General features: G+C 43.3%; 11 protein-coding genes. 5 read left to right on the top strand and 6 right to left on the bottom strand.

Annotated features, from left to right (window positions below):
- Nucleotides 1–7: 7 nt before the first annotated feature.
- The 5 genes from ACNQO6_RS12420 to rlmE all read right to left on the bottom strand — a co-directional run bounded on the left by ACNQO6_RS12420 (nt 8) and on the right by rlmE (nt 6,305).
- The gene (locus ACNQO6_RS12420; RefSeq protein ID WP_440209145.1) at nt 8–1,648 is read right to left on the bottom strand and encodes a vWA domain-containing protein; all 1,641 of its coding nucleotides are present in this window, start codon (nt 1,646–1,648) and stop codon (nt 8–10) included.
- Between the two features lie 133 nt (nt 1,649–1,781).
- Nucleotides 1,782–2,540 (bottom strand): SIMPL domain-containing protein, encoded by a 759-nt coding sequence (locus ACNQO6_RS12415; RefSeq protein WP_199949852.1) that lies wholly within the window; start codon nt 2,538–2,540, stop codon nt 1,782–1,784.
- A 97-nt stretch (nt 2,541–2,637) separates the two neighbouring features.
- Nucleotides 2,638–3,486 carry a dihydropteroate synthase gene (gene folP / locus ACNQO6_RS12410; protein WP_343579947.1) on the bottom strand — a complete coding sequence of 283 codons (849 nt, stop codon included), beginning with the start codon at nt 3,484–3,486 and terminating at the stop codon, nt 2,638–2,640.
- Between the two features lie 136 nt (nt 3,487–3,622).
- Nucleotides 3,623–5,518: an ATP-dependent zinc metalloprotease FtsH gene (gene ftsH, locus ACNQO6_RS12405; RefSeq protein WP_199949850.1), complete on the bottom strand. Its 1,896-nt coding sequence runs from the start codon at nt 5,516–5,518 to the stop codon at nt 3,623–3,625.
- Nucleotides 5,519–5,654: 136 nt separating this feature from the next.
- Entirely contained in the window at nt 5,655–6,305 is a 651-nt protein-coding gene (gene rlmE / locus ACNQO6_RS12400; RefSeq protein WP_005231890.1) for a 23S rRNA (uridine(2552)-2'-O)-methyltransferase RlmE, read from the bottom strand.
- Between the two features lie 229 nt (nt 6,306–6,534).
- On the opposite strand from rlmE, the gene yhbY reads away from it, so the two are divergent.
- Both yhbY and ACNQO6_RS12390 read left to right on the top strand, forming a co-directional pair.
- Nucleotides 6,535–6,861, top strand: coding sequence for a ribosome assembly RNA-binding protein YhbY (gene yhbY / locus ACNQO6_RS12395; RefSeq protein ID WP_004774823.1), 327 nt, complete (start codon nt 6,535–6,537; stop codon nt 6,859–6,861).
- Nucleotides 6,862–6,866: 5 nt separating this feature from the next.
- The gene (locus ACNQO6_RS12390; RefSeq protein ID WP_343579948.1) at nt 6,867–7,403 is read left to right on the top strand and encodes a DOMON-like domain-containing protein; all 537 of its coding nucleotides are present in this window, start codon (nt 6,867–6,869) and stop codon (nt 7,401–7,403) included.
- 57 nt (nt 7,404–7,460) lie between these two features.
- Here the strand turns inward: ACNQO6_RS12390 and ACNQO6_RS12385 are convergent, their stop codons facing one another.
- Entirely contained in the window at nt 7,461–8,039 is a 579-nt protein-coding gene (locus tag ACNQO6_RS12385; RefSeq protein ID WP_343579949.1) for a hypothetical protein, read from the bottom strand.
- Between the two features lie 359 nt (nt 8,040–8,398).
- Here ACNQO6_RS12385 and carA point away from each other — a divergent pair, with 359 nt between their 5' ends.
- The 3 genes from carA to greA all read left to right on the top strand — a co-directional run bounded on the left by carA (nt 8,399) and on the right by greA (nt 13,354).
- Nucleotides 8,399–9,538 carry a glutamine-hydrolyzing carbamoyl-phosphate synthase small subunit gene (carA, locus tag ACNQO6_RS12380; RefSeq protein ID WP_005231896.1) on the top strand — a complete coding sequence of 380 codons (1,140 nt, stop codon included), beginning with the start codon at nt 8,399–8,401 and terminating at the stop codon, nt 9,536–9,538.
- Between the two features lie 14 nt (nt 9,539–9,552).
- The gene (gene carB, locus ACNQO6_RS12375; RefSeq protein ID WP_440209144.1) at nt 9,553–12,786 is read left to right on the top strand and encodes a carbamoyl-phosphate synthase large subunit; all 3,234 of its coding nucleotides are present in this window, start codon (nt 9,553–9,555) and stop codon (nt 12,784–12,786) included.
- A 91-nt stretch (nt 12,787–12,877) separates the two neighbouring features.
- Entirely contained in the window at nt 12,878–13,354 is a 477-nt protein-coding gene (gene greA / locus ACNQO6_RS12370; protein ID WP_312050347.1) for a transcription elongation factor GreA, read from the top strand.
- Nucleotides 13,355–13,416 lie beyond the last annotated feature (62 nt).

Raw genomic sequence — 13,416 nt, 5'->3', positions numbered from 1 at the left:
ATCATGTTTACTCTTTTTTAGCACTTAAGCTTTTGGCAATCTTTGCAAGCTCCACAAACTCTTCCCGCATTTGATAAGGATCGGGTTGCGCTGATTGCTGTGCAAGCTGAATAATCTGATCCCATCCCATTGCGCCATTGTACTGTCCACCTTTTAACTGCTGGGCATAAGAGGCCACAGCAATCGCAAAACGGGTATCGTTATTGGCTTGAACCAAAGGTCTGCTTTCCGCCTTCACCGCTTGACTCAATAAAATACTTTTCTCTTGATTTGGTAATTTATAGCGCAAGTTTACAAAAGCATATTCTGACTTTTTGGCTGTGTCAGTTTTTGCCGCGGCCTGATAACGTGAATCATTGAGCCAGCCTTGTTGACCCACTGGAATGATTTCATAAATCGCGGTGACATTATGTCCCGCTCCAATATCCCCAGCATCGACCTGGTCATTGTTAAAATCTTCCTGCTTCAACATCCGGTTTTCATAACCGACCAAACGATATTCTTTCACCGTTGCAGGATTAAATTCGACCTGAATTTTGACATCCTGAGCAACAGTTGCAAGGGTCGATGAAAGCTGACGCTGTACCACTTTTTTTGCTTCATTTTTATTATCAATATAGCTGTAATTGCCATCGCCTGCATCCGCCAGCTGCTCCATTAACTGCTCATTGTAATTCCCAGTACCAAAACCTAATGTCGTTAATGAAATACCGCTTTTACGTTTCTCTGCCACCATGCCTTTCAAGGTACTAAAATCGGTAATACCGACATTAAAGTCCCCATCTGTCGCCAGCAGAATACGGTTAATGCCATTTTTCACAAACGCTTTTTCAGCCTGCTGATAGGCCAACTGGATGGCTTGTTCACCTGCGGTTGCCCCGCCTGCCTGCAAGGCATTAATCACGGCCAGGATCTTGTCTTTTTGATTGCCTGCGGTCGGTTCCAGTACCAGTTTTTCACCGCTCGCATAAGTAATGATGGTAACCTTATCCTGTGCTCGAAGTTGCTCGGTGAGTAAACGCAAAGTCTGTTTTACCAGAGGCAGTTTGTCAGCTGCATCCATACTGCCGGAGACATCGACCAAAAAGACCAGATTGGCAGGTGGCAGTTGTTTGGTGCTCAGGTCTTTGGCCTGAATGCCAATCTTGATCAGCTTGGCATTTTGTTTCCATGGTGAATCAACGGTTTCGGCGGTGACAGAAAAAGGATGAATGCTATTTGGCTGCGGGTACTGATAATCAAAATAATTAATCATCTCCTCGGCACGAACGGCATCAATAGGCGGTAATCGCCCATCATTTAAAAAACGACGGGTATTGCTATAACTACCTGTATCTACATCAATACTAAACGTTGAAACAGCTTGATCCGCAACACGATGTACTGGATTGACTTCATTATTTTGATATTTTTCAGTGTTCTGCTCCAAGCGCGGTCTTTCCATGGTTGGCATCACGGCAATATAAGATGCTGGTGCGATCATCTTGCGTGCTTTAATCAATCCCTGATTGGACTGACTCATTGGTGAGGGTGCGACAGGCATCGCAGTTTCAACTGCAACCTGATCGTACTGTTTAACAGGTGTACTGCATGCCATGATCATGCAACTAAGCAAACTCAGGGTTAAAATTTTTGTTGATTGATGCATTATTCACTTCCCCAATTTATTTCATTTTTTCAAATACAGTCACGATACAAAGAATTGTATGCAAAAAAAGAAAGATACACCGTATTCGAATGTATTTTTCCAGCATGGCTGATCAATCAGCTAAACCGTTATCCTAATCAATCGCATAATTGATGGTCACCACCACACGGGCAATTTTATTAATGGTGGCCTTGTCATAAGCACCGCCATAATCACTATCATCATCCGAGCCACTTTCTGGCAAGATATAAAATGCCCCTTGACTGGCAGAACGCATCATTCCGACCTTTACACCACCCACTTTGGCAAACTCGTTGGCGCGGCTATAGGCATTTTTGGTGGCATTGGCAATCAGCGACATTTTGATTTCTTCTAAATTTGATACCAAATATTCAGGTTTCTGCTCAATCGCAATGCCCTTTTCATCCAGTAGATATGCATCTTTGGCAGCCTGTTCAATCTTCTTGATATCGCGGCTATTAATCACCAAATTCTGTAAAGCGGTATAGCCTTTAAACTCTCGATTGATTCGCCCCTCCCCCAGATTCACTTCTTCATAATAGGGTTGTGAACTTTTATTTCCGAGTTGCATATCCGCCGCTTTAAAACCATGTTCTACAAAGAACGCCTGTAAGGCTTTCATTTGCTGATCAAGTAATTGATAGGCCTGTGGAATCGTGTCCGATGTATGGCTACTTTGGAGATGAATCTCCCAACGTGCTGAATCAGCCTGAATCGGTTTTTCAGCCAGGCCCTTGACTGTAATTGAATTTTTAGTGCTATTAAACTGTTTCAGGGCATAGCCCATAACCCCTGCAGAAATAATGAATCCAAGACTTAAAATGAGTGCAAACACCCATAAACTTTTATATGTAATTGTTTTATTTTCCATTTTTAATATCACTTTGCTTATTTTATAATCTTGTTATATGTAATCTGGCCAAGCAAGTCAATAGAGCCCTGAAGCTCTACTGACATCTCAGCCACTTTTAAGCCTGCATCATTTTCCAGACCTTGATCGCATCGCTCGTGGCTTTAACATCGTGTGCCCGAACAATACTTGCCCCTTGCTGAATACTTAAAAGATGTCCTGTCACACTCCCCACCGCACGTTCTTGGGCTGGGACACCATTTAAAGCTTCACCAATAAAACGTTTCCGTGACAAGCCCGATAAAATTGGATAGCCCATTCGGTTTAGTTTCCAGAATTCATTGAGCAATTGGAAATTTTGCTGGGCATTTTTGGCAAAACCAAAACCAGGATCGATAATAATATTTTCCGGCTTAACGCCAACCGCAATGGCCTGATCCAGACGTTGTTGTAATTCCTGAATGACCTCTTCAGTCACATCATCATACTGATCCAGCTGATTCATATTGGTGGGTTCACCCCGCATATGCATCAACACCACAGGAATATTTAACTCGGCTGCAGTTTCTAAGGCTTGAGGGCGAGTTAAGGCACGTACATCATTCCAGATATGCGCACCGGCTTGGACGGCAGCATGCATGACTTCAGGCTGACTGGTATCAATCGACATGATCACATCATATTTGGATAATGCTTCAACGACAGGAATCACACGGCGAAGTTCTTCCTCCAGCGCCACAGGTGATGCATTGGGGCGGGTAGATTCGCCCCCAATATCAATAATGCTTGCCCCATCTTCAATCATCTGTAAAGCATGTTGAATCGCCTGATCTTTCTGATGATGCTGCCCCCCATCACTAAACGAATCCGGGGTCACATTCAAGATTCCCATCACCTGAGGTTGTGAAAGGTCTAATCGAAAACGACCACAGGATAATTGACTTTGGGGTAATGGCATCAACTGCATTATCAAAACTCTTCGCACTTTAACAGGCTTATTTTAACAACACAGCTGATGCTGCGTTGCTGATTTATTTTCAGTTTGGCGCAAAATGCAGACAAAAAAAGAGCGACCGAAGCCGCTCTTTTTATCTAATCTTTGATTAGCCCATTGCTGGTAAAGGTGGTGGTGTAGATGGACCATCTTTCGGCGGTTCAAATGCAGCCACTGGATTATCAGCAACATAAACTTTAGGGGGTTGCGGCTCACGACCTTCCATGATGTCACGGATCTGGTCACGATCGATTGTTTCCCAATCCATCAACGCTTTCACCATTGCATGTGCGATATCTTTGTTATTTTCCAAGATCTCGCGTGCAACTTTATATTGCTCATCCAAAATACGACGTACTTCTTCATCAACCTTTTGCTGAGTCGCTTCAGAAATAGTACGACTACCGACATTACCGAAGAAACCGTTCTGGTTTTCATCTTCATAAACCATGACACCAAGCTTATCTGACATACCATATTTGGTCACCATTGCACGCGCCATTTTGGTTGCACGTTCAAAGTCGTTAGATGCACCTGTCGACATTTGGTTAATAAACACTTCTTCAGCAATACGACCGCCAAACAAGATTGAAAGTTCATTCAACATCTTGTCTTTATAGTGACTAGTCTGATCTTGCTCCGGCAACTGCCAGGTCACACCTAATGCCCAACCGCGTGGCATGATCGTTACTTTATGCACAGGGTCGGTACCCGGTAGCATCTCGGCAACAATCGCATGCCCTGCTTCATGGTAAGCCGTAGCACGACGTTCTTCTTCACGAATCACCATCGATTTACGTTCAGGCCCCATATAGATCTTGTCTTTGGCATCTTCAAAGTCATGCATATCGACCGTGTTTTTATTACGGCGAGCAGCAAACAATGCAGCTTCATTGACCAAGTTTGCTAATTGCGCACCCGAGAAGCCCGGTGTACCACGTGCAAGCACTTTAAGATCCACACCTGTCACCGAAGGAAGTTTCTTCAAGTGAACGTTCAGGATCTGCTCACGACCACGAATGTCTGGCAAGCCCACCATCACTTGACGGTCAAAACGACCTGGACGAAGCAAGGCTTTATCCAATACGTCTACACGGTTGGTCGCAGCAATCACGATCACACCTTCATTGCCTTCAAAACCGTCCATCTCGACAAGCATCTGGTTCAAGGTTTGTTCACGCTCATCATGACCACCGCCTGTACCCGAACCACGATGACGACCGACTGCATCAATCTCATCAATAAAGATGATACATGGCGCATGGCGTTTCGCTTGTTCAAACATGTCACGAACACGAGAAGCACCGACACCGACAAACATTTCAACGAAGTCAGAACCCGAGATACTAAAGAATGGAACCTTAGCTTCACCGGCAATGGCTTTCGCCAATAATGTTTTACCCGTACCTGGAGGACCCACCATGAGTACACCACGTGGAATGGTTGCACCAAGGCGTTTAAATTTGGCTGGGTCTTTTAAGAAATCAACGATTTCAACCACTTCTTGTTTTGCTTCATCACAGCCAGCGACGTCACTGAATGTTAACTTGATCTGATCTTCAGATAACATTTTCGCTTTTGACTTACCAAAGCTCATAGGACCGTTTTTACCACCAGCACCACCGCCCATATTACGCATGAAGAACATGAATAACAGGATGATCAGTAATACCGGGAAACTTGCAATGAGAAGTTGCATCAAAATGCCTTGACGTTGCGGTGCTGTGCCCTCAACCACTACATTCTGTTTATTTAAGCTTGGTAGCAACTCAGTGTCTTCTACTTGAGGACGAACCGTCTCAAATGAAGAACCATTGGTTTTTTCACCATTAATATTTAAACCGTCGATTGTGACTTGTTTAATTTGCCCAGCATTCACCGCTGCAACGAAATCAGAATATTTCATCGCTGCAGGCTTATTGCGGTCACTGACGTTGCTAAAAATCAAAATCAGAACACCGAGTATGATGAGCCACAATACGGCATTCTTGAAGTAATCGCTCAAGGCTTTATTCCCATATCAATCTAATTTGATCATACCTAATCTTGGCTGACCTTCACAAAAACAGCAATGAATTTGCGTTGCAAAAAACTTAAAAGGTACAAAATGCACAATTTTTAACAACTTGGCAAGTACACTTTTATTGCAATGCCTTTTTACGACCTTGACCAATCAAAAAAACCTCTTTTGATCGAGCACGTGATGCCGCAGGTTTGGCTGTTTTTAATACATCAAAACTATCGACCACCTGTTTGCGGAATTCGTCAAATCCTGAACCTTGGAACACTTTAACAACAAACTGTCCGTTTGGTCCGAGAACTTTCTGAGCAAAATCCAAAGCCAGTTCACATAAGTAAATCTGACGCGGTTGATCAACAGCCCTATTACCTGATGTATTGGGGGCCATATCCGAAATTACAACGTCTACTTGACGTCCATTTAAAATATTTAACAATTTTTCGAAAACTTCTTCCTCACGGAAGTCGCCTTGCAGGAAGGTCACGTCTGGTAATGCATCCATTTCCAGAATATCTGACGCAATCACCAAACCGTTTGAGCCAACCAGTTTACCTGCAATCTGAGACCAACTGCCTGGCGCCGCACCCAAGTCGACCACTGTCATACCGGGCTTGATCATTTTATATTTTTCTTGGATTTCAAGTAACTTATACGCCGCACGTGCGCGATAACCTTCCTTTTGTGCTTTTTTTACAAAAGGGTCATCTAAATGCTCTCTCATCCATGCACGACTGCTTTTAGACAATTTTTGATTGGTAATGCGTGTCGCCATAACTCACTAAATTTCAAAAAACTTCTGATGAGTCATTGTACGTGAAAATTCCGCCTATTACAGTACGGATGTACTTCATTCACACGAACTTTTACAGATTTTTTCCGATCACGCCAATTGGTTATTTCAGCAATTTTTCACATATTTGTTTGAAGTGTCTGTCTGCTGAATCTATCTTAGAAACAGGATGCAAGTTATACTAGGTCGTTTTTCCAATCAGGTATTTTTAATGGCGGCTTTATCTATCCATGAACGTAAACGTTTACGTCAAATCGGTCATGCACTTAATCCAGTTGTAATGATTGGTAGCCAAGGTCTTACAGAAAACGTCATTGAAGAAACAAATCGTGCGTTAAACGACCACGAGTTGATTAAAGTGAAAATTGCGGGTGAAGACCGTGATGCACGTGGTGCCGTCATTGACGCGATTGTAGAAGCAACCGGTGCCGAGTCGGTACAAAAGATTGGTAAGATTGTTCTGCTCTATAAAAAAGCAGCGAAACAAAACCAGCACCTGTCTAACTTAGTTCGTTTTGCTCACTTAAGTAATAAGTAATTAGCATGGCGAGTTATGAACTATCCGCTTTTGATCGCTTTAGTGCCATTACGGTCGTTGGGGCGATTGAGCAACAAACACCAGCAACCTTGAATGTTGGTTTTTGGGTTCGTGACCCAAATCAATTTTTGATTTACCCAGATCAGGTTACGGCGCATCCACGTCATGATTTTTTATGGGAACAGACGTGCTTTGAAATTTTTGTAGGCGTGAAAGATCAAGATTTCTACCGAGAAATTAACCTTTCCCCTTCTCAAGCTTGGCAAGTCTATCAATTTGAAGAATACCGCTTCCCTGAAGATATGCCGCCTGTCGCTGCCTATGATATTGAACTGAATCATTTACAACGCACGCATTATGGCTTGAATGTCAGTCTGGATTTCTCCCAGTTTATGCGCGAGCATCAACTTAAATGGAGTGATCTTTATATCGGTTTAACGGCTGTGCTTAATACCACTCAAGGTATGCATTATTTTGCAATGCAACACAGTAGCCCTCAGGCCGATTTCCATAATAAGCGCGACTGGTTACATCAGTTTTAATAGGTTAAGCATAAAAAAAGCGAGAAAAATTCTCGCTTTTTTTAATTCTATGGGCAATTAGCTGGCACGAACCTTGTTCCATGCCTCAACCGCTTGCTCTTTGGTGCGCTTAAAACTACCGACTAGGGTATCTTTATGCTTTACTGAAATCTGGCTAATGTCATCTTTCAGTTCTTTGCTCACTTTACTTAAATCTTCAATCAATGCATTCAGCTCAGTTTTCAATGCATTTTTCAGTTCAAGCAAGTTACCTTGCGATGAATTCAGTTGAGTTTTAATCACTTCGATACGCTCTAAAATATCCTGCTTGATTTGCGCAAACTGGTTTTGAACATTTTGATTTAACTCTTTTGCTTCAGTCTCAATTTTTTCCTGAGTTTCTGCCAAAGCTTCTTTGACTTGACCTTGAGTTTCAGCGATGACTTCTTTCGCCTGTTCTTGGGTTTCAGCAATCACTTCTTTTGCCTTCGCCGTTTTTTCTGCGACCGCTTCTTTCGCTTTCGCAGTTTTCTCAGCCACAGTGCTCTTTACTTCAGCCGTTTTTTCAGCAGCAACTTCTTTTGCCTTCGTTGTTTTCTCAACGATCGCTTCTTTCACTTCTTCAGCCGTAACCGGTGTCGTTTGATTCTCAGCCATCTGGATTCCCCTCTTTATTGATTGTTAATTTTGGCTGTGTATAGAATAAAACGCTCACTTCTTAAACACTAAAAAAATTGTTAGACAATTTGCATAATATCTCATGATAATCATATCAACATGATAGATTTGGCAATAGACAGCGATCTGACAGTCTTAAAGAAGAAATCGTGTAATTCCTGATTTTAATAAATAAAAACACATAGACTTTTCACGCACTCATGCGTATAATGCGCTGTTAAGTTACAAGCGAGCAGACTGGAAGGAGGGGCATGTTTTTTTAAGACAGCCTGCCTTTTTTTATGTCTTCTCGCTTTTTTACAGCCTTATTTTTGTGGTCTTAGTTCAGGAGCTTTGGTTTGAGCACCCCCGCCATTTTAGCCCTCGCAGATGGAACGATCTTTAAAGGAACGTCTATCGGTGCATCGGGTAGTACGACTGGTGAAGTCGTTTTTAACACTGCCATGACTGGTTATCAAGAAATTTTGACCGACCCAAGCTACGCACAACAAATTGTGACGTTGACTTATCCTCATATTGGAAATACTGGCTGTAATAGTGAAGACGTTGAATCAGGTCGCATCCATAAGGTATGGGCGAATGGTTTGATTATCCGCGATCTTCCTTTATTGCACAGCAACTTCCGTTCTGAACAATCACTCAGTGAATACCTAGAGCAACATAATGTGGTTGCCATCGCAGATATCGATACCCGCAAATTGACACGTATTCTTCGTGACAAAGGTGCACAAAACGGTTGTATCCTTGCTGGCGAAAATATTACAGAAGAACAAGCTATTGCGAAAGCACGTGAATTCGGCGGTTTAAACGGTCTCGATCTTGCGAAAGAATGCTGTGATCCGACGGGTTTTGAATGGACTGAAGGTTCTTGGACTTTAGGTCAGGGTTTCACTCAACCAGAATTAAAATATCATGTGGTTGCATACGATTATGGTGTCAAAACCAACATCTTACGTATGCTTGCAGACCGTGGCTGTAAATTGACAGTGGTTCCTGCACAAACACCTGCTGAAAAAGTGCTCGCTTTAAATCCGGATGGCGTGTTCTTGTCAAATGGTCCTGGTGACCCGGCAGCATGTGACTATGCGATTGAAGCTGTGAAAACTATTGTTGAAACCACAACACTACCAGTATTCGGTATTTGTTTAGGTCATCAGATTTTAGCGCTTGCTTCAGGTGCGAAGACCATGAAAATGAATCACGGTCACCACGGCGCGAACCATCCTGTACAGAACCTTGAGAACGGTACAGTGATGATTACTTCTCAAAACCACGGCTTTGCTGTCGATGAGAGTACTTTACCAGCAAACTTGAAAGTGACACATCGCTCACTGTTTGATGGTACAAACCAAGGTATTCATCGTACTGACAAACCAGCATTCAGCTTCCAGGGTCACCCTGAAGCCAGCCCTGGTCCACATGATTGTGCGCCGTTGTTCGATCATTTCATCGAACTTATCGAAGCCGCTAAGAAGTAATTAAGGAGCGAATAATGCCTAAACGTACGGATATTAAAAGCATCTTAATTATTGGTGCTGGTCCTATTGTCATTGGTCAGGCGTGTGAGTTTGACTATTCAGGAGCGCAAGCATGTAAAGCGCTTCGTGAAGAAGGTTATCGCGTTATTCTGGTCAACTCGAATCCAGCGACCATTATGACTGACCCTTCAATGGCAGATGCAACGTATATTGAGCCAATCACTTGGCAAACTGTTGCACAAATCATTGAAAAAGAACGTCCAGATGCAGTCCTTCCAACCATGGGCGGTCAAACTGCATTGAACTGTGCCCTTGCACTCGATGAGCACGGCGTTCTTGAAAAATATAATGTTGAACTGATTGGCGCATCAAAAGACGCGATTGAAAAAGCAGAAGATCGTAAACTGTTTGACATCGCGATGCGTAAAATTGGTCTGGAATGTCCAAAAGCTGCCATTGCTGAAACAATGGAAGAAGCTTTAGCAATTCAAGCCGGTTTCGGTTTCCCTGTCATCATTCGTCCATCATTCACGATGGGTGGTTCTGGCGGTGGTATCGCTTATAACCGCGAAGAATTCCTTGAAATCTGTGAACGTGGTTTCGACCTCTCTCCTACCCATCAATTATTGATTGATGAATCTTTGATTGGCTGGAAAGAATACGAGATGGAAGTTGTTCGTGACAAAAACGACAACTGTATCATCGTCTGTGCGATCGAAAACTTTGATCCAATGGGTGTTCACACCGGTGACTCCATCACGGTTGCGCCTGCGCAAACATTGACAGACAAAGAATATCAATTGATGCGTAATGCGTCGGTTGCAGTGCTTCGTGAAATTGGTGTTGAAACAGGTGGTTCGAACGTTCAGTTCGGTATTAATCCGAAAGACGGCCGTATGGTTGTGATCGAGATGAACCCACGTGTATCACGTTCATCTGCACTTGCCTCTAAAGCAACAGGTTTCCCGATTGCAAAAATCGCGGCGAAACTTGCAGTGGGTTACACCCTTGATGAATTGAAAAATGACATCACTGGCGGCGTAACTCCAGCATCTTTCGAACCATCGATTGACTATGTTGTGACCAAGATTCCACGTTTCAACTTCGAGAAATTCCCACAAGCTGAGCCTGTATTAACCACTCAGATGAAATCTGTGGGCGAAGTGATGGCGATTGGTCGTAACTTCCAGGAATCTGTACAAAAAGCACTTCGTGGTCTTGAAGTTGGCGTCAGTGGCTTTGATGAAAAAATCGAAGCGGGTACAGCCAATGCCAAAGACATCATCCTAAAAGAGCTTAAAGTCCCGGGTCCAGAGCGTATCTGGTATGTTGCGGATGCATTCCGTCACGGTTTCTCTTTAGATGACGTATTTGAAGCAACCAAAATCGACCGCTGGTTCCTGATCCAGATCGAAGACATCATTAAAACTGAAGCTCAAGTGAAAACTTTAGGCTTTGGTGATTTAAATGCTGACAATGTTCGCTCGTTCAAACGCAAAGGCTTATCTGACCTGCGTATTGCGGACTTGATGGGCATTTCACAAAAACAATTCCGTAAACACCGTTGGAATCTGGGTGTATATCCAGTTTACAAACGTGTTGATACTTGTGCAGCAGAGTTTGAATCTGGCACTGCTTACATGTATTCAACTTACGATGAAGAATGTGAAGCGAATCCATCAAACCGTGACAAGATCATGGTGATTGGTGGTGGTCCTAACCGTATTGGTCAAGGGATCGAGTTTGACTACTGCTGTGTACACGCTGCTTTAGCTATGCGTGAAGACGGTTATGAAACCATCATGGTGAACTGTAACCCTGAAACCGTTTCTACCGACTATGACACATCTGACCGTCTATACTTCGAACCTGTAACACTTGAAGATGTACTTGAAATCGTACGTACCGAGAAGCCGAAGGGCGTGATCGTACAGTACGGTGGTCAAACACCATTAAAATTGGCGCGTGCTTTAGAAGAAGCCGGTACACCAATTATCGGTACATCTCCAGACGCGATTGACCGCGCTGAAGACCGTGAACGTTTCCAGCAAATGATCCAGCGTTTACAGCTTCGTCAACCGAACAACAGCATCGTAAAATCTGCTGAAGAAGGTATTTCTGAAGCGGCTAAAGTAGGTTATCCGTTAGTTGTTCGTCCATCTTATGTATTGGGTGGCCGTGCAATGGAAATCGTGTACAACGAAGAAGAACTGAAACGTTACCTGCGTGAAGCTGTACAAGCCTCAAATGAAGCACCTGTCCTGCTTGACCATTTCCTTGATGATGCAACTGAAGTCGACGTTGACTGTGTATCTGACGGTAAAGATGTGGTGATCGGCGGTATCATGCAGCATATTGAACAGGCCGGTATTCACTCTGGTGACTCTGCATGTTCGATTCCTCCTTATTCTTTATCAAAAGAAATTCAGGATGAAATGCGTCGTCAAACTGTTGCGATGGCAAAAGAACTTGGCGTTGTCGGCTTGATGAACGTTCAGTTCGCAGTCAAAGGCGACGATGTTTACGTGCTTGAAGTGAACCCACGTGCATCACGTACGGTTCCATTCGTATCGAAATGTATCGGTGACTCTCTGGCGAAAGTGGCTGCACGTTGTATGGCGGGCCAATCCCTTGAATCTCAAGGTTTCACTACAGAAATCATCCCGACTCATTTCGCAGTGAAAGAAGCGGTGTTCCCATTCGCTAAATTCCCTGGCGTAGATCCAATGCTTGGCCCTGAGATGAAATCGACAGGCGAAGTCATGGGTGTCGGTAAAACATTTGGTGAAGCATTCTACAAGGCAGTACTGGGTTCAAACGAACGTTTACCAGGCTTGCCAACTGAAGGCGAAGTGAAGCATGCCTTCTTGTCGGTTCGTGAATCAGACAAGAAATACATTGCCAAAATCGCTCAACAGTTAATTGACTATGGTTTCAAACTTGTTGCGACCAATGGTACACATCGTGTATTGAAAGAAGCTGGTATTGAATGTGAAGCTGTCAATAAAGTGACCGAAGGTCGCCCACATATTGTTGACCGCTTGAAAAATGGTGAAATTCATCTTATTGTCAACACAACTGAAGGCAAACAAGCTCAGTATGATTCTGCCATGATTCGTCGTGCTGCCCTGCAAGGCAAGGTGTACTACACCACGACAATTAACGGCGCTGAAGCAGTTTGCCAAGCATTTGCTGTGAAATTGCCAATGGATGTATACCGCTTGCAAGATTTACAAACTGTAGGTTAATTCTCTACCGATAAAGTCCCGTCACCTTATCGGTGGCGGGCTTTTTCTTTTTTTAATCCTGTATTTTCCCAACCAATTTAGAGGGACTGAAATGCAACGTTATCCTATGACTCCCGAAGGCAAGGTTGCCTTAGAGAAAGAATTACAACAGCTCAAGACAGTTGAACGCCCACGTATTATCCAGGCGATTGCTGAAGCACGTGAGCACGGTGATTTAAAGGAAAATGCTGAATATCATGCTGCGCGTGAACAGCAAGGTTTCTGTGAAGGCCGTATTCAGGATATCGAAGGTAAACTCGGTGCAGTTCAAGAAATTGATGTCAAAACACTCGAGCAAAATGGTCGTGTTGTATTTGGTGTAACTGTTACCATTGAAAACCTGGATACTGAAGAACGTAAGACTTATAAAATTGTAGGCGATGACGAAGCAGATTTTAAAATCAATAAAATCTCAGTAAACTCCCCGATTGCTCGTGGTCTTTTAGGTAAAAATGAAGGCGATGAAGTAAAAATTCAAACACCGCAAGGTGAAGTTGAATACGAAATCGTAAGTGTTGAATATATTTAACGCTCTCGATTAAGTCTCTAAAGAACTCTTCATTTATTGAAGAGTTCTTTTGTTTCAGGCAT

It is taken from the genome of Acinetobacter calcoaceticus, from assembly GCF_051947995.1.
Lineage (GTDB): Bacteria > Pseudomonadota > Gammaproteobacteria > Pseudomonadales > Moraxellaceae > Acinetobacter.
Note: the sequence above shows the minus strand (reverse complement) of the source record. Positions and strands in the feature narration are given on the sequence as shown.

Coding starts and splice junctions, on each gene's coding strand:
- ACNQO6_RS12420 (WP_440209145.1), bottom strand. CDS start 1,648: ATGCATCAATCAACAAAAATTTTAACCCTGAGTTTGCTTAGTTGCATG.
- rlmE (WP_005231890.1), bottom strand. CDS start 6,305: ATGGCGACACGCATTACCAATCAAAAATTGTCTAAAAGCAGTCGTGCA.
- yhbY (WP_004774823.1), top strand. CDS start 6,535: ATGGCGGCTTTATCTATCCATGAACGTAAACGTTTACGTCAAATCGGT.
- ACNQO6_RS12390 (WP_343579948.1), top strand. CDS start 6,867: ATGGCGAGTTATGAACTATCCGCTTTTGATCGCTTTAGTGCCATTACG.
- ACNQO6_RS12415 (WP_199949852.1), bottom strand. CDS start 2,540: ATGGAAAATAAAACAATTACATATAAAAGTTTATGGGTGTTTGCACTC.
- ACNQO6_RS12385 (WP_343579949.1), bottom strand. CDS start 8,039: ATGGCTGAGAATCAAACGACACCGGTTACGGCTGAAGAAGTGAAAGAA.
- carB (WP_440209144.1), top strand. CDS start 9,553: ATGCCTAAACGTACGGATATTAAAAGCATCTTAATTATTGGTGCTGGT.
- greA (WP_312050347.1), top strand. CDS start 12,878: ATGCAACGTTATCCTATGACTCCCGAAGGCAAGGTTGCCTTAGAGAAA.
- folP (WP_343579947.1), bottom strand. CDS start 3,486: ATGCAGTTGATGCCATTACCCCAAAGTCAATTATCCTGTGGTCGTTTT.